At 67.1% G+C, this 18,546-nt stretch carries 15 protein-coding genes; 8 read left to right on the top strand and 7 right to left on the bottom strand.

Annotated features, from left to right (window positions below; translation table 11 throughout):
• Window positions 1-3: 3 nt before the first annotated feature.
• From pyrR to gshB, 5 genes are all read right to left on the bottom strand, one after another.
• Entirely contained in the window at window positions 4-522 is a 519-nt protein-coding gene (gene pyrR / locus L6D77_RS07575; RefSeq protein ID WP_232882601.1) for a bifunctional pyr operon transcriptional regulator/uracil phosphoribosyltransferase PyrR, read from the bottom strand.
• A gap of 51 nt (window positions 523-573) precedes the next feature.
• A complete protein-coding gene (gene ruvX, locus L6D77_RS07570) occupies window positions 574-999 on the bottom strand; it encodes a Holliday junction resolvase RuvX (RefSeq protein ID WP_232882600.1) in 426 nt (141 codons plus the stop codon).
• The gene (locus L6D77_RS07565) at window positions 999-1,568 is read right to left on the bottom strand and encodes a YqgE/AlgH family protein (protein WP_110994145.1); all 570 of its coding nucleotides are present in this window, start codon (window positions 1,566-1,568) and stop codon (window positions 999-1,001) included. The genes ruvX and L6D77_RS07565 overlap by 1 nt, the downstream gene beginning before the upstream one ends.
• A gap of 175 nt (window positions 1,569-1,743) precedes the next feature.
• Window positions 1,744-2,643 (bottom strand): energy transducer TonB, encoded by a 900-nt coding sequence (locus tag L6D77_RS07560; RefSeq protein ID WP_232882599.1) that lies wholly within the window; start codon window positions 2,641-2,643, stop codon window positions 1,744-1,746.
• Between the two features lie 102 nt (window positions 2,644-2,745).
• Window positions 2,746-3,699 carry a glutathione synthase gene (gshB, locus tag L6D77_RS07555; protein WP_125465835.1) on the bottom strand — a complete coding sequence of 318 codons (954 nt, stop codon included), beginning with the start codon at window positions 3,697-3,699 and terminating at the stop codon, window positions 2,746-2,748.
• A 182-nt stretch (window positions 3,700-3,881) separates the two neighbouring features.
• Here gshB and pilG point away from each other — a divergent pair, with 182 nt between their 5' ends.
• The 7 genes from pilG (at window position 3,882) to trhA (ending at window position 13,888) form a co-directional block, all read left to right on the top strand.
• Entirely contained in the window at window positions 3,882-4,283 is a 402-nt protein-coding gene (gene pilG, locus L6D77_RS07550; RefSeq protein ID WP_232882598.1) for a twitching motility response regulator PilG, read from the top strand.
• Between the two features lie 49 nt (window positions 4,284-4,332).
• A complete protein-coding gene (gene pilH, locus L6D77_RS07545) occupies window positions 4,333-4,698 on the top strand; it encodes a twitching motility response regulator PilH (protein ID WP_110994150.1) in 366 nt (121 codons plus the stop codon).
• Window positions 4,695-5,249: a chemotaxis protein CheW gene (locus tag L6D77_RS07540; protein ID WP_232882597.1), complete on the top strand. Its 555-nt coding sequence runs from the start codon at window positions 4,695-4,697 to the stop codon at window positions 5,247-5,249. The genes pilH and L6D77_RS07540 overlap by 4 nt, the downstream gene beginning before the upstream one ends.
• Before the next feature lie 48 nt (window positions 5,250-5,297).
• On the top strand, window positions 5,298-7,322 hold the full coding sequence (locus L6D77_RS07535; protein WP_373870578.1) for a methyl-accepting chemotaxis protein: 2,025 nt from the start codon (window positions 5,298-5,300) through the stop codon (window positions 7,320-7,322).
• An 11-nt stretch (window positions 7,323-7,333) separates the two neighbouring features.
• Window positions 7,334-12,616 carry a hybrid sensor histidine kinase/response regulator gene (locus tag L6D77_RS07530; protein ID WP_232882595.1) on the top strand — a complete coding sequence of 1,761 codons (5,283 nt, stop codon included), beginning with the start codon at window positions 7,334-7,336 and terminating at the stop codon, window positions 12,614-12,616.
• Window positions 12,609-13,067 (top strand): chemotaxis protein CheW, encoded by a 459-nt coding sequence (locus tag L6D77_RS07525; RefSeq protein ID WP_232882594.1) that lies wholly within the window; start codon window positions 12,609-12,611, stop codon window positions 13,065-13,067. Before L6D77_RS07530 ends, L6D77_RS07525 begins: the two co-directional genes overlap by 8 nt.
• 203 nt (window positions 13,068-13,270) lie before the next feature.
• On the top strand, window positions 13,271-13,888 hold the full coding sequence (trhA, locus tag L6D77_RS07520) for a PAQR family membrane homeostasis protein TrhA (RefSeq protein ID WP_232882593.1): 618 nt from the start codon (window positions 13,271-13,273) through the stop codon (window positions 13,886-13,888).
• Here the strand turns inward: trhA and L6D77_RS07515 are convergent.
• Both L6D77_RS07515 and L6D77_RS07510 read right to left on the bottom strand, forming a co-directional pair.
• A complete protein-coding gene (locus L6D77_RS07515; protein ID WP_232882592.1) occupies window positions 13,885-14,604 on the bottom strand; it encodes a 16S rRNA (uracil(1498)-N(3))-methyltransferase in 720 nt (239 codons plus the stop codon). The genes trhA and L6D77_RS07515 overlap by 4 nt on opposite strands.
• 173 nt (window positions 14,605-14,777) lie before the next feature.
• Window positions 14,778-16,184, bottom strand: a complete 1,407-nt coding sequence (locus L6D77_RS07510; protein ID WP_232882591.1) for an adenosylmethionine--8-amino-7-oxononanoate transaminase — start codon at window positions 16,182-16,184, stop codon at window positions 14,778-14,780.
• Window positions 16,185-16,422: 238 nt separating this feature from the next.
• Here L6D77_RS07510 and L6D77_RS07505 point away from each other — a divergent pair, with 238 nt between their 5' ends.
• Window positions 16,423-18,282, top strand: a complete 1,860-nt coding sequence (locus tag L6D77_RS07505; protein WP_232882590.1) for a flavin monoamine oxidase family protein — start codon at window positions 16,423-16,425, stop codon at window positions 18,280-18,282.
• The last annotated feature ends 264 nt before the right edge of the window (window positions 18,283-18,546 follow it).

Here is an 18,546-nt window from a genome sequence, read left to right as displayed (position 1 = left end):
CTCTTAAAGGGCGGAAGCGGAAGCGAGGTCCTGGCGCTCGAGGGCGAGCGGTGCGGGTCCGGTCAATTTTACCCGTTCATGGGCGGCCAGCGACAGGGTGGCACCGAGCACATTGGGGCGGATCGGCAGTTCGCCGGCATCCAGGTCCAGCAGGCACACCAGCGTCACGCTGGCCGGGCGGCCATAGTCGAACAGTTCGTTGAGGGCGGCGCGGATGGTGCGGCCGCTCATCAGCACGTCGTCGATCAGCACCAGGTGCTGGCCTTCGATCTCGAACGGCAGCTCCGAGGGGCGCACTTGCGGGTGCAGGCCGTTCTGGCTGAAGTCGTCGCGGTAGAAGGAAACGTCCAGGGTGCCCAGTGGGCTCTTGTCGCCCATTTCTGTTTGCAGGGCCTCGGCCACCCAAACACCTCCAGTGCGAATGCCGATGAAGCGTGGCTCGGCGATGGCGCGGCGGGCCAGGTGGGCGCGAAGGTCGACGGCCATCTGCCGGATCAGGTCGGCGGGATTGGGTAGGCTCATTGCGTGCTCCTCGGAAGGCGGGCGCCGGGTAGCTCCGGCGGCAAAGCGGAATTAAGTGTTGGCCTCCAGCCAGCCTTGCAGCAGCAGGGCGGCGGCGATGGCGTCGACCGGGTTGTCGCGGTAGCTGCCGTGGCGGCCGCCACGGGCCATTTGCTCGCCTTTGGCTTCAAAGGTGGTCAGGCGTTCGTCGTGGGTGTGCACCGGCAGGTTGAAACGGCCATTGAGGCGACGGGCGAATTTTTCGGCGCGCTCGCTCATCTCGCTGGGCGTGCCGTCCATGTTCAGCGGCAGGCCGACGACGATGGCGTCGGGTTTCCATTCCTTGATCAGCTTTTCGACCTGGTTCCAGTCCGGCACGCCGTTCTGTGCCTTGAGCACGCAGAGCTCGCGGGCCTGGCCGGTGATCACCTGGCCGACGGCCACGCCGATCTGTTTGCTGCCGTAGTCGAAGCCCAGCAGCAGGCGCAGCTCGGCCATCAGGCGTGCCCCGCCTGGCTGGTGAGCAGGCTCAGGTTGATGCCGAGGCTGGCGGCGGCCGCGCCCAGGCGCTGCTCGCTGTCCATGCCGAAGAGGATCGCGGGGTCGAACGGGCAGTTGAGCCAGGCGTTGTCGGCCAGTTCGGCTTCCAGCTGGCCGGCTTCCCAGCCCGCATAGCCGAGGGTGATCAGGCTCTTTTTCGGGCCCACGCCAGCGGCGATGGCCAGCAGCACGTCCTGGGAGGTGGTCAGCGACAGGCCTTCCAGGGCCACGGTGGCCTGGAAGCTGCACTCGTCGCTGTGCAGCACGAAACCGCGGTCGGTCTGCACTGGGCCGCCCAGGTAGATGGGCACCTGCAGGGTGCTGGCCGGGGGCGTTTCGTCGGGCCGCAACTGTTCGAGGATATCGCCCAGGTTCAGCTCCTGCGGGCGGTTGACCACCAACCCCATGGCGCCGTTGGCGTTGTGCTCGACGATGTAGGTGAGGGTGTGGGCAAAGTTCGGGTCGGCCATGTGCGGCATGGCGATCAGGAACTGGTGCTTGAGGTAGCTGGGGGCGAAGGTTTTCATGAGCGCTAGTGTGGCGCCAGGTGGCGGGGCTGGCAAGGTGCTCTGCAGGACAGCCTGGGGCTGCTTTGCAGCCCATCGCTGGCAAGCCAGCTCCCACAGGGATAGCGCATGGCTTGGGTTTATGCGGTCGTTGTGGGAGCCGGCTTGCCGGCGATGGGGCGCAAAGCGGCCCCAATCAGTTGCTCGAAAGTCGATCCCCACGGGCAAAGCGCCAGGTGCGGATGATCTCCAGCCGATCGAACTCCGCCATGTCCCCGGTAAACGGCGCGAACGGCGCCGCCAGGCGCACGATGCGCTGGGCCGCCTGGTCCAGCACCGGCTGGCCGGACGATTCCAGTACCAGCACTTCATACAGCGAGCCATCGCGGTTGATCGACACCATCAGCCGCAGGCTGCCGTACAGCTGCTGGCGCCGTGCTTCGTCTGGGTAGTTGAGGTTGCCGATGCGCTCGACCTTCTTGCGCCACTCTTCCTTGTACCAGGCGCCCTTGTCGCGCATGGTCGAGGCCGCGTTCAGGCGGTGGATGCGCGGGCGTTTGGCGTACAGCTGCTGTTCGTTGGACAGCTCGGCCTCAAGGCTGGCGATCTGGCTGGACAGTTGCGAGCTGTCGAAGTCCGGCGCCTTGGCCTCAGCCTTGGGCTGTGGCTTGCTTTCCTTCGGCTTGGGCTCGACTTTCTGCTGCTTTGGCGCCTGGGTGGCGACCACTGACTTCTGCGGGGCGGGTGGCGACTCCACTTTCGCGGCCGGCGGCGGGGTGATCTTGTTGATCTTGCTGTCCTGGAACGGCGCCACCTCGGTGGTCTTGGGTACCGCTTTCTTGTCCAGGGTGCCGCTGCCCTGCTGGTTTTCCTGGGCCTGGAAATCGGCCTTCTCGGGCGCCTTCTCGCTCTTGAAGGTGGCCAGGGTGATGTCCATGGTGTGGCGGATTTCAGCGGGTTTGATCACCGTGAAACCAACGCCCAGGATCAACGCCAGGTGCACCAGCGCGGCCAGGAACAGGGTAAAGCCGAGCCGGTCCACCGGGCGAACGCGGGGTGGCAGCAGGTCAGCAGGGATGTCGGCGGGGAGCGTCATCGGATATCCAGCAACCGCTAGGCAAACCTTAAGCGGGGCAGCAGCTCAGTCAAAAAGGACCGGCATCATACCCCACTGTACGGTGTTGCCACCTGTCCTCGGTCAGCGCGCTTGCAGCTTGCGATCAATGGCATCCATCAGCTTGCCGCCGATGTTGGTATTGAAGGCGGCATCGATCTCGCGGATGCAGGTCGGGCTGGTCACGTTGATTTCGGTGAGGTGCTCGCCGATCACGTCCAGGCCGACGAACAGCAGGCCCTTCTCGCGCAGGGTGGGGCCAACCTGCGCGGCGATCCAGCGATCGCGGTCGCTCAGCGGGCGGGCTTCGCCACGGCCTCCGGCGGCCAGGTTGCCGCGGGTCTCGCCGCTGGCCGGGATGCGCGCCAGGCAGTAGTCCACCGGCTCGCCGTCGATCATCAGGATGCGCTTGTCGCCGTCCTTGATCGCCGGCAGGTAGGCCTGGGCCATGATCTGCTGGGCGCCCAGGGCGGTCAGGGTCTCGAGGATCACCGACAGGTTGGGGTCGCCGACCCGGTGGCGGAAGATCGAGGTGCCGCCCATGCCGTCCAGCGGCTTGAGGATCACGTCGCCGTGCTTGGCGGCGAACTCACGGATGATGTCCGGGCGGCGGCTGACCAGGGTCGGCGGCGTGCACTGCGGGAACAGCGTGGCGAACAGTTTCTCGTTGCAGTCGCGCAGGCTCTGCGGGCGGTTGACCACCAGCACGCCGTCGGCCTCGGCCTGCTCCAGCAGGTAGGTGCTGTAGACGAACTCCATGTCGAAGGGCGGGTCCTTGCGCATCAGGATCACGTCCAGCTCGCTGAGCAGGCTGTCCTGCTCGTCGCCCAGCTCGAACCAGCGCGCCGGGTCGGCGAACACCTTCAGTGGGCGCATCCGCGCGCGAGCCTTGCCTTCGCCCTGGTACAGGTCGCGCTGTTCCATGTAGAACAGGCTCCAGCCACGCTCCTGGGCGGCCAGCAGCATGGCCAGCGAGCTGTCCTTTTTATAGGAGATGGACGCGATTGGGTCCATGACAATCCCGAGGCGAACGCTCATGGGTAATTCCTCTTGGCGGCGGGTGGCCGCGATGGCACGAAAAAGTGGCTCAGGGTGGCGCCGGGCGCGCGCCCGGTCAAGGGGGCGGGCAGATGGAATGGCCCTGCGGAGTGTGCTAAAAAGGCCTGGCACGTGGCCTGCACGGCCCTTCGGCGAATTCGCGACCAGGCAGAAGCGCAACTATGGAACAACCCCTGAAGGTGATGGTGATCGACGATTCGCGCACGATCCGCCGCACTGCCCAGATGTTGCTCGGCGAGGCGGGCTGCGAGGTGATCACCGCCAGCGATGGCTTCGACGCCCTGGCGAAAATCATCGACCACAAGCCACGCATCATTTTCGTCGACGTGCTGATGCCGCGCCTGGACGGCTACCAGACCTGCGCGGTGATCAAGCACAACAGCGAATTCAAGGACACCCCGGTCATCCTGCTCTCTTCCCGCGACGGCCTGTTCGACAAGGCCCGCGGCCGGGTGGTGGGCTCCGACCAGTTCCTGACCAAACCGTTCAACAAGGAAGAACTGCTCGATGCAATCCGCGCCCATGTGCCCGGTTTCGCCGCGCAGGACCCAAACGCACCCTGACGCCGCCGGCATACAAGGCGGCGTCTCACGTTCCTCATGGGGAAACAGCATGGCCCGAGTTCTGATTGTCGACGATTCGCCGACCGAGATGTACCGCTTGACCGAGTGGCTGGAAAAACACGGCCACCAGGTGCTCAAGGCCAGCAACGGCGCCGACGGCGTGGCCCTGGCCCGCCAGGAAAAGCCCGATGCGGTGCTGATGGACATCGTCATGCCCGGCATGAACGGCTTCCAGGCCACCCGCCAGCTGAGCAAAGACCCAGAGACCAGCGCCATCCCGGTGATCGTGGTCACCACCAAGGACCAGGAAACCGACCGCATCTGGGCCACGCGCCAGGGCGCCCGCGACTTCCTGACCAAGCCCGTGGAAGAGGACGCGTTGATCGCCAAGCTGGTCGAGGTGCTCGGCGCTTGACCACTCGCCCTCAGGGCGCGGCGCTGACCGCCTTCGAGCTGCTGCTGGACATCGACCGGCGTTGCCGCCTGCTGGTGGCCGACCAGCCGCCCCAGGACACCCGCCTGCAGCAGTGGAGTGGCATCGGCTTTCGCATTGCCGGGCAATGGTTCGTCGCGCCCATGGGTGAGGTCGCCGAGGTGTTGCGTGAACCGCGCAGCAGCCGGGTGCCGGGGGTGCAGCCCTGGGTGCGCGGGGTGGCCAACCTGCGCGGGCGGCTGTTGCCGGTGATGGACCTGAGCGCGTTCTTCGGCCTTGGCCCGGCGGCGGCGGGCAAGCAACGGCGGGTGCTGGTGCTGGACCACGAAGAGCTGTTCGCCGGGCTGCTGGTGGACGAAGTGGTGGGCCTGCAGCACTTCGCCCTGAGCAGCCTCGAACTGTCGCCGCCGCAGCCGTTGATCCGCGCCGCCGCACCCTTCGTGCAGGGGCATTTCCCCCGTGAGCGCAACTGGGCGATCTTCAGCCCGTTCGCCCTGGCCCAGGCACCGGGCTTTCTCGATGTGGCGTTGTAGAGGACTTTCGACGTGAACAAGCCAGGCCCCTCCGTTTCCCCCGCCGCCGTGGCCCAACGCCCGCGCAGCAGCGCGCAGATCACCGTGCTGTTCGTGGTGCTGATCCTGTCGATCGTGCTGCTGTTCGCCAACTTCGCCTACCTCAACACCCAGGCCAACCACGACAAGCAGTACATCGGCCACGCCGGCGAGCTGCGGGTGCTCTCGCAACGCATCGCCAAGAACGCCACCGAGGCGGCAGCCGGCAAGGCCTTGGCCTTCCGCCTGCTCAGTGATGCCCGCAACGACTTCGAGCGGCGCTGGAGCTACCTGCGCGAGGGCGACAAGGCCACCGGCCTGCCGGCCGCCCCGGCCACCGTGCGCGACGAAATGGACGCGGTGCGCCAGGACTGGGAAAACCTGCGCAAGAACACCGACACCATCCTGGCCAGCGAACAGACCGTACTGTCGCTGCACCAGGTGGCGGCCACCCTGGCCGAGACCGTGCCGCAGTTGCAGGTCGAGTATGAAAAGGTGGTGGAGATCCTGCTGCAAAGCGGCGCCCCGGCCAGCCAGGTGGCAGTGGCCCAGCGCCAGCTGTTGCTGGCCGAGCGCATCCTCGGTTCGGTCAACACCGTGCTGGCCGGCGACGACAGCTCGGTGCAGGCCGCCGACACCTTCGGCCGCGACGCCAGCCGCTTCGGCCAGGTGCTCGAAGGCATGCTCGCCGGTAACCCGGCGATCCAGGTGACCCGGGTCGAAGACGCCGATGCCCGCGCGCGCCTGGCCGAAATTGCCGAGCTGTTCCAGTTCGTTGCAGGTTCGGTGGACGAAATCCTCGAAACCTCGCCCGAACTGTTCCGGGTGCGCGAAGCCGCCGGCAACATCTTCAGCCTCTCGCAAACCCTGCTCGACGAGGCCTCGCACCTGGCCAACGGTTTTGAAAACCTGGCCAGCGGGCGCACCCTCGACACCGTCGGCGGCTACGTGCTGGGCCTGCTGGCGCTGGCCTCGATCATCCTCATCGGCCTGGTGATGGTGCGTGCCACCCACCGCCAACTGCGCGAAACCGCCGAAAAGAACGAACGCAACCAGCAGGCGATCATGCGCCTGCTCGACGAAATCGAAGAGCTGGCCGACGGCGACCTCACCGTCACCGTGGCGGTCACCGAAGACTTCACCGGCGCCATCGCCGACTCGATCAACTACTCGGTCGACCAGCTGCGCGACCTGGTCGCCACCATCAACCACAGCGCCGAGCAGGTCGCCGCCGCCGTGCAGGATACCCAGAACACCGCGCGCCAGCTGGCCAAGGCCTCCGAGCACCAGGCCGCGCAGATCAGCGAGGCCTCGGAGGCGGTGGGCGACATGGTCGAGTCGATCGACCGGGTGTCGGCCCACGCCTACGAGTCGGCCAAGGTGGCCGAGCGCTCGGTGGCCATCGCCAACAAGGGCAACGAGGTGGTGCACAACACCATCAACGGCATGGACAACATCCGCGAGCAGATCCAGGACACCGCCAAGCGGATCAAGCGCCTGGGTGAGTCATCCCAGGAAATCGGCGACATCGTCAGCCTGATCGACGACATTGCCGATCAGACCAACATCCTCGCCCTCAACGCGGCGATCCAGGCCTCGCTGGCCGGCGAGGCCGGGCGCGGCTTTGCCGTGGTCGCCGACGAAGTGCAACGCCTGGCCGAACGTTCGTCGTCGGCCACCCGGCAGATCGAGGCGCTGGTGCGCACCATCCAGGCCGACACCCACGAGGCGGTGACCTCCATGGAGCAGACCACCGCCGAAGTGGTACGCGGCGCGCGCCTGGCGCAGGACGCCGGGGTGGCGCTGGCCGAAATCGAGGGGGTGTCGCAGACCCTGGCCGAACTTATCCACAGCATCTCCGACGCTGCCCAGTTGCAAACCTCGTCCGCCGGGCAGATCTCCCACACCATGGCGGTGATCCAGCAGATCACCGCGCAGACCTCCGCCGGTTCCGGCGCCACCGCCGACAGCATCCGCCACCTGGCGCGCATGGCCAGTGAAATGCGCCGCTCGGTGTCGGGCTTCACCCTGCCGACCGCGGCCGAGCGCCGGTGATGGAGGCGCCCATGACCTCGGTGGCGGTACACAGCGAACGGCACGACACGGTCGCCCTGGCCTGGGCCAAGGCGCCCATCCTCGACTGCCTGGGCCAGGCGCGCCAGGCCCTGGAGCATTTCACCGGGGCGCCGGACGACCTGTCCAACCTGACCTTCTTCGTCGACAACCTGCACCAGGTGCACGGCTGCCTGCGCATGCTCGAATTGCCCGGCGCCACGCGCCTGGCCGAAGAGCTGGAGCTGCTCGGGCGGGCCATGGCGGAGGGCCAGGTCAGCCCCCGCGGCGAATGCCTGGGCGCGCTGTTCCGGGGCCTGGAGCAACTGCCGCCGTACCTTGACCGGCTGCGCGGGGCACGCCACGACCTGCCCTTGGTGGTGATGCCGCTGCTCAACCAGCTGCGCGCCTGCCGCGGCGCCGAAGCGCTGGCCCAGGGCAGCCTGCTGGGTGAGCTCGGCCAGCGCCTGGCCGGTGCCGAAGACCTGGCCAACCTCGACCTGTCGCTGGGCAACTGGCGCGAGCACATGCAGGCCGGCGCCGGGCGCGATGCCCTGCGTTCGGTGGTGTCGGCCCTGTGCGACGACCTGATGCGCATCAAGGACCAGCTCGACCCACTGGTCAGTGACGAGCGGCCGCCGCGCGCGCCGCTGCAAGCCCTGCTGGCGCCGTTGCGCCATGTGGCCGACACCCTGGCGGTGCTGGGTTTCCAGCAGCCACGGCGGGTGATCATCGACCAGGTGCTGGCGTTGCAGGCCTTGGTGGAGCAGGACGACAGCGTCAATGAAGCGGTACTGATGGATGTGGCCGGGGCGTTGCTCTATGTGGAAGCGACGCTCAACGGCATGGTCGGCCCGCTGGAAGAAAGCCAGCCCGGCAGCCTGCCCGGCTCGGACCTGGCCGAGATCCGCCAGCTGGTGCTCCACGAATCGCTCAATGTCTTGCAGCAGGCCAAGGACCTGATTGGCGACTGCCTCGAGTCGGACTGGTCGCGCCAACGCCTGCAGGCGCTGCCTGGGCTGCTGCAGCAGGTGCGCGGCGCACTGGCGATGCTGATGCTGCCGGCCGCCGCCGAGCTGTTCGCAGGTGCCGCCGGCTACGTGCAGGGCTGGCTGGTGCACCTGGAGGACGAGCCGCTGCCCGACGAGCTGACGCACCTGGCCGAGGCACTGTGCGCCGCCGAGGCGTACCTGCAGTGGCGGGTGGCCGACCCCTTGGCCAATGCGCAACCTTTCATCGAGATGGCCCGTGCCAGCCTGGCGGCACTGGGAGTGCAGTGTCAGCAGCCGGAGGCCGCAAACGCTACTGGCCGGGCCGTGGACGGCATTGATGACGAACTGCGTGAAGTGTTCCTCGAAGAAGCCGGTGAGCTACTGCCGGAAATCGAACGCCACTGGCTACGCTGGCGTGCCGACAACAGCCTGCGCGATCCGTTGATCGAGGTGCGGCGTGCCTTGCATACCCTCAAGGGCAGTGGGCGCATGGTCCATGCCGAGGCCCTGGCGGAGCTGGCATGGGGCGCCGAGCACCTGCTCAACCGGGTGCTGGAAGGGCGCATCGCCCTCAGCGCCGAGGGGTTGGTGGCGCTGCAACAGGTGTTCGTGCGCCTGCCCGACCTGCTGGCCGATTTCGCCGCCAGCCAATTGCCGGCCAGCGCCGAGATCGAGCAGCTGGCCGCCCACCTGCACGCGCTGGCGCTCAACGATGCGGCGCCCGGCGCCAGCATCGACGGGCTCGACCCGCAGCTGCTGGAGATCTTCCGCAACGAGGCCCAGGGCCATCTGGCCGGGCTCGATGCTTTCCTGCACCAGGCCAGCGCCGAGGGCACGCCGGTCAGCGACGGCCTGCAGCGCGCGTTGCACACGCTCAAGGGCAGTGCGGCCATGGCCGGGGTGATGCCGGTGGCCGAGCTCGCCACCGCGCTCGATCGCCTGGTGCGTGAGTACAAGGGCCACGAACTGCCCCTGCTACTGGTGGAAATCGAACTGCTGGAAGCGGCCCGTGCCCTGTTCCACCTGGGGCTGGCGCAACTGGCCAGCACGCCGCTGGCGCCGATCCCCGGTGCCGCCGGGTTGATCGAACAGGTCGGGCAGACTGTCGATGCGCGCCTGGCGCAGCTGCACAGCGACCCCCACCAGGTGCGCCGCAGCCGCCGTGATCCGCAACTGATCGCCAGTTTCCTGGCCACGGGCATGGACACCCTGCTCGACGCCGAGGCGCAACTGGCGCACTGGCAGCAACAGCCCGCGCTGCGCCACGGGCTGGAGCCCTTGCTGGATGCCATGACCAGCCTCAGCCACGCGGCCCACCAGGCCGAGTTGTGGCAGGTGGATGAAATCTGCGAAGGGTTGCTCGACCTGTATGGCGCCGTGGAGGAGGGCAGCCTGGCGGCCACGCCGAGGTTCTTCGAAGTGGCCGGGCAGGCCCATGAAGTGCTGCTCGACATGCTCGATGAGATTGCCGCCGGCCAGGACCTGAACGCCCGCCCCGAGTGCCTGGCGGCGTTGCGCGGGTTGCTCGACGATGCGCTCGACCCGGCCGTGATGGGCGTGGTCGGTGCAGAGGGGGTGGCGCCGCTGCCTGCGCCGGCGTTGGTCGAGCTGTTCCTGGAGGAAGCCGGGGATATCCTCGACAGCGCCGACCAGGCCCTGCATCAGTGGCAAAACGACCCGAACAACCTCACGACCCTGTCTTCGCTGCAGCATGACGCGCTGACCCTCAAGGGCGGGGCGCAGATGGCCGCGATTGGCGCGGTGGAGGTGCTCGCCGAGGAACTGGCGCTGCTTTACGAAGGGCTGGTGGACCGTCGCCTGGGGGCCAGCCCGGCGCTGTATGACTTGCTGCAGCGCAGCCATGTGGCACTGGCCGAGATGCTGCACAGCCTGCACCAGGGCCAGGTACCGGCCTCGGCCGTGCCATTGCTGGGCGAGCTGCGCGAGTTTCGCCAGAGCGCGCCACCGCCGAGCCAGGCCGACGCGCCCGGCACGCTCGAAGAGCAGGCCCAGGCTGCAGGCGACAAGGAGCTGCTGGAAGTCTTTCTCGAAGAGAGCTCCGACATCGTCGAGAGCGCCGCCGATGCCCTGGGCCGCTGGCAGGCCGACCCGCGCAGCACGGTCGAGGTGGAGAACCTGCTGCGTGACCTGCACACCCTCAAGGGCGGCGCGCGAATGGTCGAGATCGCCGCCATTGGCGACCTGGCCCACGAACTGGAGTTCCTCTACGAGTTGCTGGCCGCCGGCAGGCTGCCGTCGACGCCGGCCTTGTTCAGCCTGCTGCAGAACTGCCATGACCGCCTGGCGCACATGCTCGATGCCGTGCGCCTGGGCCAGCCGCTGCATGCCGCCACGGCACTGATCGACTACATCCGCAATTTCTCCAGTGCTGCGCTGACCGACAGCGCCGCCGCCGCGCCGCAGGTCGAAGCCGTGCCCGTCGAGCTGCCGGCCGCTGCGCCGGAGCGGGCCGGCGACATGATCAAGGTCGATGCCGAGCTGCTCGACGACCTGGGCAACCTGGCCGGTGAGCACACGGTGATCCGCGGGCGCATCGAGCAGCAGGTCAACGATGCGCAGTTCGCCCTCAACGAAATGGAGACCACGCTGGAGCGCATGCGCGACCAGCTGCTGCGCCTGGACATCGAAACCCAGGGGCGGATCTTGAGCCGCCAGCAGTTCGAGGGCGACGCCTACGACGATTTCGACCCGCTGGAGATGGACCGCCACTCGCAGCTGCAGCAGCTGTCGCGAGCCTTGTTCGAGTCGGCGTCGGACCTGCTCGACCTGAAAGAGACCCTGCTGCAGCGCTCGCAGGAAACCCACAGCCTTTTGCAGCAGCAGGCGCGGGTCAACAGCCAGTTGCAGGAAGGCCTGACCGCGACTCTGATGGTGCCGTTCGAACGCCTGGTGCCGCGCTTGCAGCGCGTGGTGCGGCAGGTGGCCAGCGAGCTGGGCAAGCAAGTCGAGCTGGTGGTCGGCAACGCCGAGGGCGAGCTCGACCGCAGTGTGCTGGAGCGCATGGTGGCGCCGCTGGAGCACATGCTGCGCAACGCCGTCGACCATGGCCTGGAAGGCCGCGAGGCGCGCCTGGCTGCCGGCAAGCCGGAACTGGGCACCATCCACCTCAACCTGCTGCATGAAGGCGCCGATATCGTCATCGAAATGAGCGATGACGGCGCCGGGGTGCCGCTGGAGGCGGTGCGCAAAAAGGCGATCAAGCGCGGCCTGCTCGACCCCCAGGCGCGCTTGAGCGACCACGAGATCCTGCAGTTCATCTTGCGTCCCGGGTTCTCTACCGCCGAAAAGATCACCCAGATTTCCGGGCGCGGCCTGGGCATGGACGTGGTCCATGAAGAGGTCAAGCAGCTGGGCGGCTCGATGAGCATCGAGTCCAGCCCGGGCAAGGGCGCGCGTTTTCTCATCCGCCTGCCGTTCACCGTGTCGGTGAACCGGGCGCTGATGGTGCACCTGGGCGACGAGCAGTACGCCATCCCGCTGAACACCATCGAAGGCATCGTGCGGGTGCCGGCCGCAGAGCTCGAGGCCTGCTACCGCCTCGACCCGCCGCGCTACACCTATGCCGGCCACGACTATGCCCTGCGCTACCTCGGCGAGCTGGTGCAGGGCGGCGGTCAGCCCGGGCTGCTGGGCCAGAGCGTGCCGCTGCCGGTGCTGCTCACCCATTCCCAGGAGCAGTCGTTCGCCATCCAGGTCGACAGCCTGTCGCCCAGCCGCGAGATCGTGGTCAAGAGCCTCGGGCCGCAGTTCGCGGCCGTGCCGGGGCTGTCGGGTGCGACGCTGCTGGGCGATGGCCGGGTGGTGCTGATTCTCGACCTGCTCGGCCAGTTGCGTGGCCAGCAGCGGCGCCTGGCGCGCCTGCCGGGGGGCAACGACGGCCAGCGCGCGCTGACCGGGCCTGCGCCACGCCGGGCGTTGCTGGTGATGGTGGTGGATGACTCGGTGACCGTGCGCAAGGTCACCAGCCGCCTGCTGGAGCGCCATGGCATGAGCGTGCTGACCGCCAAGGACGGTGTCGATGCCATGGCCCTGCTCGAAGAGCACCGCCCGGACGTGCTGCTGCTGGACATCGAGATGCCGCGCATGGACGGCTTCGAGGTGGCCACGCGCATCCGCCGTGACGAGCGCCTCAAGCAGCTGCCGATCATCATGATCACCTCGCGCACCGGGCAGAAGCACCGTGAGCGGGCCATGGCCATCGGCGTCAACGAGTACCTTGGCAAGCCGTACCAGGAGTCGGTCCTGTTGCAGAGCATCGCCCACTGGAGCCAGCACCATGCTTGACCATATCGCCGGGCAGCGCAGCAGCCTGACCGGGTTGTTGTTGCCGCTGGGCGACCGTGCCCTGGTGCTGCCGAACGTGGCGGTGGCCGAACTGATCGGCCACCGTGCCATCGCCTGTGAACCGGGGGAGCCCGGTTGGCACCTGGGTTGGGTCGACTGGCGCCAGCAGCGGCTGCCACTGGTCGGTTTCGAGGCCGCCTGCGGTGGGCACACCCCCTGTGGTGAGCGGGCGCGGATCGTCGTGCTCAACGCCCTGGGCGATACCGGGCTGCGTTACCTGGCGCTGCTGCTGCAGGGGATTCCGCGTTCGTGCAAGCTCGACAGCCAGCTCAACTACGTGGATGTGCCGCTGGCCGCGCTGGAACTGGCGGCGGTGCAGGTGGGCGAGCAGGTGGCGCGGGTGCCGGACCTGGCGGGGCTGGAGCGGATGGTGCGTGACGCGCAACTGTAATCAGCCCTTGGGTAGGATGATTGGGCTGATGGCCTCTTCGCGGGCAAGTCGCATCGGCGCACCGCCGCCCCCACAGGTACACCGCCGCCCTCGAGCATGGCGCGGTCCTGTGGGGGCGGCGGTGCGCCGATGCGACTTGCCCGCGAAGGGGCCGTAACAGGCCCAAACAGGAACCCAGGCCACTTCACGAGGTCTTTGTTTGCATGTACTACGGTGAACGCTTCAACGCCTGGACCCATCTGGTCGGCGCGGTACTGGCCTGCATCGGCGCGATCTGGCTGATCGTCGTCGCGGGCCTGCAGGGCGATCCCTGGAAGATCGTCAGCTTCTCCATCTACGGCTTCACGCTGCTGTTGCTCTACAGCATCTCCACCCTCTATCACAGCACCCGCGGCAGGGCGAAGCAGGTCATGCGCAAGCTCGACCATCTGTCGATCTACCTGCTGATCGCCGGCAGCTACACGCCGTTCTGCCTGGTCAGCCTGCGCGGGCCCTGGGGCTGGAGCCTGTTCGGGGTGGTCTGGGGGTTGGCGCTGATCGGCATGCTGCAGGAGATCAAGCCGCGCTCGGAGGCGCGAATCCTGTCGATCGTCATCTACGCGGTGATGGGCTGGATCGTGCTGGTGGCGGTCAAGCCGTTGCTGTACAGCCTGGGCACCGCCGGCTTCACCTGGCTGGCGGCCGGCGGTGTGTTCTACACCGTCGGCATCATTTTCTTCGCCCTCGACAGCCGCCTGCGCCATGCCCACGGCATCTGGCACCTGTTCGTGATCGTCGGCAGCCTGATGCACTTCGTCGCGGTGTTCTTCTACGTCAGTTAGAAATCGCCCCACAGCTGTTGCGCCACCGACAGCGCCACCACCGGCGCGGTCTCGGTGCGCAGCACCCGCGGGCCGAGGCGGGCGGCGTGGTAGCCGGCGGCCTTGGCCTGTTCGACCTCGGCGTCGCTCAGGCCGCCTTCGGGGCCGATCAGGAAGGCCAGGCGTGCGGGCTTGGCGTGGCTGGTCAACGGCTCGGCCACCGGGTGCAGCACCAGCTTGAGGTCGGCCTCGCAGGCCTTGAGCCATTCGGCCAGGGTGAGTGGCGGGTGGATGACCGGCAGGGTCGAGCGGCCGCACTGCTCGCAGGCGCTGATGGCTACCTGGCGCCAGTGGGCCAGGCGCTTGTCGGCGCGCTCGTCCTTCAGGCGGACTTCGCAGCGTTCGCTGACGATCGGGGTGATTTCGTTTGCACCCAGCTCGGTGGCTTTCTGGATCGCCCAGTCCATGCGCTCGCCACGGGACAGGCCCTGGCCGAGGTGGATGTGCAGTGGCGATTCGGCCTGGCCGGGGAGGGCCTGGTCGAGGCTGACGCGCACGCTTTTCTTGCCGACTTCGAGCAGTTGGCCAAGGTATTCCTGGCCGCTGCCGTCGAACAGCTGCACGGCGTCGCCGGCGGCCATGCGCAGCACGCGGCCGATGTAGTGGGCCTGGGCTTCGGGCAGGTCATGCTCGCCGAGGGCCAGGGGGGCGTCGATGAAGAAGCGGGAGAGTCTCATGGGGCGCTCATTGAAAGGGTGTACTCGACCCCTGTAGGAGCGGCCTTGTGCCGCGAAAGGGCCGCGCAGCGGCCCCAGCAATTGATGCGCTGCCGCTGAAATCCTGGGGCTGCTGCGCAGCCCTTTCGCGGCACAAGGCCGCTCCTACAGGGGTATGTTCTTTGCTCCGCAGGTTAGCCCGGATCGCGGAAGTCGGGGTGGAAGTTGGCCGGTACCGCCACGCTGACATGATCGCGGGTGGCGATGTCGATACCTTCGCCGGCCACTTCGGCAAGGAAGTCGATCTGCTCCGGGGTGATCACGTAAGGCGGCAGGAAATACACCACGCTGCCCAGCGGGCGCAACAGCGCGCCTCGGGTCAGGGCGTGCTCGAACACCTTCAGGCCGCGGCGCTCCTGCCAGGGGTAGGCAGCCTTGCTGGCCTTGTCCTGGACCATCTCGATGGCCAGGGCCATGCCGGTCTGGCGGATCTCGGCGACGTGGGCATGGTCGGCCAGGTGCGCGGTGGCGCTGGCCATGCGTGCCGACAGGGCCTTGTTGGCCTCGATCACGTTGTCCTGCTCGAAGATGTCCAGGGTCGCCAGGGCAGCGGCGCAGGCCAGCGGGTTACCGGTGTAGCTGTGCGAGTGGAGGAACGCGCGCAGGGTCGGGTAGTCGTCGTAGAAGGCCTGGTACACCTTGTCGGTGGTCAGGCAGGCGGCCAGCGGCAGGTAGCCGCCGGTCAGGGCCTTGGACAGGCACAGGAAGTCCGGGCGGATGCCGGCCTGTTCGCAGGCGAACATCGTGCCGGTGCGGCCGAAGCCCACGGCGATTTCGTCGTGGATCAGGTGAACGTCGTAGCGGTCGCAGGCCTCGCGCAGCAGCTTGAGGTAGACCGGGTGGTACATGCGCATGCCGCCGGCGCCCTGGATCAGCGGCTCGACGATGACCGCGGCGATGCTTTCGTGGTGCTCGGCCAGGGTTTGCTCCATGGCGGCGAACATGTTTCGGGAGTGCTCCTCCCAGCCCATGCCTTCGGGGCGGTGGTAGCAGTCCGGGCTGGGCACCTTGATGGTGTCCAGCAGCAGGGCCTTGTAGGTCTCGGTGAACAGTGGCACGTCACCCACCGACATCGCGGCGATGGTCTCGCCGTGGTAGCTGTTGGTCAGGGTGACGAAGCGTTTTTTCGCAGGCTTGCCGGTGTTCTGCCAGTAGTGGAAGCTCATCTTCAGCGCCACTTCGATGCACGACGAGCCGTTGTCGGCGTAGAACACCCGGTCCAGGCCGGCCGGGGTCATGGCCACCAGGCGCTCGGACAGCTCGATCACCGGCTGGTGGCTGAAGCCCGCCAGGATCACGTGTTCGAGCTGATCGACCTGGTCCTTGATGCGCTGGTTGATGCGCGGGTTGGCGTGGCCGAACACGTTGACCCACCAGGAGCTGACCGCGTCCAGGTAGCGCTTGCCCTCGAAGTCCTCGAGCCACACGCCCTCGCCGCGCTTGATCGGGATCAGCGGCAGCTGCTCGTGGTCTTTCATCTGGGTGCAGGGGTGCCACAGGACCTTGAGGTCGCGTTGCATCCACTGATCGTTGAGGCCCATGGGCACTTCTCCTGGCTTGGCGGCGTGGCTTGACCGCGTAAGCCTAAGCAAAGCGGGCAGGCGGGACAACCGCCGGATGCATCGCTACAGGATGGCCGCAAACAAAAAATTCAGCCTTTAAAAGCACTTGCTGTGACCAACTGGCAGGGTGTGCGGACCTGACGTATTCTTAGCGCTACTTTCCTTGGGGATTTCCTCCCCCTTTTCCATTGTGATTTTTCAACCGGAGTTCGCCGACATGGCTGCTGCTTGGGTGCGCCTGTGCGCGTTGGTATTGATTGGTGTGTCCAGCGCTGGCGCGTTGGCCAAGGACAAGACGGCGATCGTCGTCGGTGGCGGCCTGGCGGGCCTGACGGCCGCCTACGAGCTGCAGAGCAAGGGCTGGCAGGTCACACTGCTGGAGGCCAAGGCGGGCATGGGCGGGCGCTCGGGCCTGGCCACCAGCGAGTGGATCGGCAACAACAAGACCCAGCCGGTGCTCAATCAGTACCTGGATCACTTCAAGGTCGGCACCTTGCCTGCGCCGGAGTTCGTCCGTACCCCCGGCTACCTGATCGACGGCGAGTATTTCAGCGCCACCGACCTGGCCACCAAGCAGCCGGCCACGGCCGAGGCGCTCAAGCGCTATGAGAAGACCCTGGATGACCTGGCACGCTCGATTGATGATCCGCTGAACCCGGCGGCCAACAGCACCTTGTTCGCCCTTGACCAGATCAACGTCGCCACTTGGCTGGACAAGCTGCAGCTGCCGGCGACCGCGCGTCAGCTGGTGAACCAGCAGATCCGCACGCGCTATGACGAGCCGTCGCGCCTGTCCTTGCTGTATTTCGCCCAGCAGAGCCGCGTGTACCGCAATGTCAGCGACCGTGACCTGCGCGCCGCGCGCCTGCCCGGTGGCAGCCCGGTGCTGGCCCAGGCCTTCGTCAAGCAGCTCAAGACCATCAAGACCAGCTCGCCGGTCACCGCGATCGTTCAGGACAAGGACGGTGTGACGGTCAAGGTCGGCGCTGTCGGCTATCAGGCCGATTACCTGGTCATGGCCGTGCCGCTGCGTGCGCTGGCCAAGATCCAGATGACCCCGGGCCTGGACAACCAGCACCTGGCCGCGCTCAAGGGCACCAACTACGGCTGGCGCGACCAGCTGATGCTCAAGTTCAAGAGCCCGGTCTGGGAAAGCCGCGCGCGCATGTCGGGTGAAATCTTCAGCAACACCGGCCTGGGCATGCTGTGGATCGAGCCAGCGCTCAAGGGTGGCGCCAATGTGGTGATCAACCTGTCCGGCGACAACGCGCGCTTGCTGCAGGCGTTCGGCGACAAGCAGATGGTCGATCAGGTGCTGATTCGCCTGCATGCGTTCTATCCGCAAGCCCGTGGCGCCTTCACCGGTTACGAAGTGCGGCGCTACAGCACCGACGCTGGCATGGGCGGCGCCTACCTGGCCTTCGGCCCCGGCCAGATCAGCAAGTACTGGCGCCTGTGGGAGCGCCCGGTGCAACGCATCACCTTTGCCGGCGAACACACCGACGCGCTGTACCCGGGCACCCTGGAAGGCGCCCTGCGCAGTGGCCAGCGCGCTGCTGGCCAGGTGCAGGACCTGGCGGCGGGCAAGTCGTTCGACCCGGTCAAGGCAGTCGCGGCCACCGCAGCAGCGGGTACCGTGGCGGCAGCGGCGGCCAAGGACAAGGGCGGGTTCTTCTCCAACCTGTTCGGCGGCTCGTCGGACAAGGCCGGGAAGGCGCCTGCCAAGCCGGAGCCGGTGAAGGTCGAAGAGGCCAAGCAGGACAAACCGGGGTTCTTCTCGCGTCTGTTCGGGGGTAGCGACAAGCCTGAGGTCAAGGCCGCGCCGGTCGCCAAGGTTGAAGCGGTGGCACCGGCTCCGGCCCCAGCTCCAGCTCCGGCAGCCCCTGCCGTGGTGGCCAAGGAAGAGCCGGTCAAGGCCACCCCTGCCAAGGCCGCGCCGGTCAAGCCAGCTGTGCAGAAGCCGGCAGCCAAGCAGGCGCAAAAACCGGCTGCCAAGCCTGCTCCTGTGAAGAAAGCCACGGCCAAGACCGAGCCTGCCAAGAAGGCGGTGGTGAACAGCCAGGCCAAGGCTGACTGAGCCCTCTGCGTCATCTGCCCGGGCCTCATCGCCGGCAAGCCGGCTCCCACCCCAACCGCATTAGCCAAAACTATGCGGTAACCCTGTGGGAGCTGGCTTGCCAGCGACGGCGGCGGTTCAGGCAACGCTGCCCTGGCATCCTCACCCCGAACGGCTATCGTTAACGTTTCCTTAATGGCAAGCTTGCAAAATTGCTATCGGATTTCTCGATAATCCGAAGCAATTTTTTCCGCTTTTATTCGATACGTTACCCGCTAGTCTTGT

Source organism: Pseudomonas parasichuanensis, assembly GCF_021601385.1.
Taxonomy (GTDB): Bacteria; Pseudomonadota; Gammaproteobacteria; order Pseudomonadales; family Pseudomonadaceae; genus Aquipseudomonas; species Aquipseudomonas parasichuanensis.
Note: the sequence above shows the minus strand (reverse complement) of the source record. Positions and strands in the feature narration are given on the sequence as shown.

Excerpts from the sequence above, each read along its gene's own strand:
- pyrR (WP_232882601.1), bottom strand. The coding sequence starts at position 522 with ATGAGCCTACCCAATCCCGCCGACCTGATCCGGCAGATGGCCGTCGAC.
- ruvX (WP_232882600.1), bottom strand. The coding sequence starts at position 999 with ATGGCCGAGCTGCGCCTGCTGCTGGGCTTCGACTACGGCAGCAAACAG.
- L6D77_RS07565 (WP_110994145.1), bottom strand. The coding sequence starts at position 1,568 with ATGAAAACCTTCGCCCCCAGCTACCTCAAGCACCAGTTCCTGATCGCC.
- L6D77_RS07560 (WP_232882599.1), bottom strand. The coding sequence starts at position 2,643 with ATGACGCTCCCCGCCGACATCCCTGCTGACCTGCTGCCACCCCGCGTT.
- gshB (WP_125465835.1), bottom strand. The coding sequence starts at position 3,699 with ATGAGCGTTCGCCTCGGGATTGTCATGGACCCAATCGCGTCCATCTCC.
- pilG (WP_232882598.1), top strand. The coding sequence starts at position 3,882 with ATGGAACAACCCCTGAAGGTGATGGTGATCGACGATTCGCGCACGATC.
- pilH (WP_110994150.1), top strand. The coding sequence starts at position 4,333 with ATGGCCCGAGTTCTGATTGTCGACGATTCGCCGACCGAGATGTACCGC.
- L6D77_RS07530 (WP_232882595.1), top strand. The coding sequence starts at position 7,334 with ATGACCTCGGTGGCGGTACACAGCGAACGGCACGACACGGTCGCCCTG.
- L6D77_RS07525 (WP_232882594.1), top strand. The coding sequence starts at position 12,609 with ATGCTTGACCATATCGCCGGGCAGCGCAGCAGCCTGACCGGGTTGTTG.
- trhA (WP_232882593.1), top strand. The coding sequence starts at position 13,271 with ATGTACTACGGTGAACGCTTCAACGCCTGGACCCATCTGGTCGGCGCG.
- L6D77_RS07515 (WP_232882592.1), bottom strand. The coding sequence starts at position 14,604 with ATGAGACTCTCCCGCTTCTTCATCGACGCCCCCCTGGCCCTCGGCGAG.
- L6D77_RS07510 (WP_232882591.1), bottom strand. The coding sequence starts at position 16,184 with ATGGGCCTCAACGATCAGTGGATGCAACGCGACCTCAAGGTCCTGTGG.
- L6D77_RS07505 (WP_232882590.1), top strand. The coding sequence starts at position 16,423 with ATGGCTGCTGCTTGGGTGCGCCTGTGCGCGTTGGTATTGATTGGTGTG.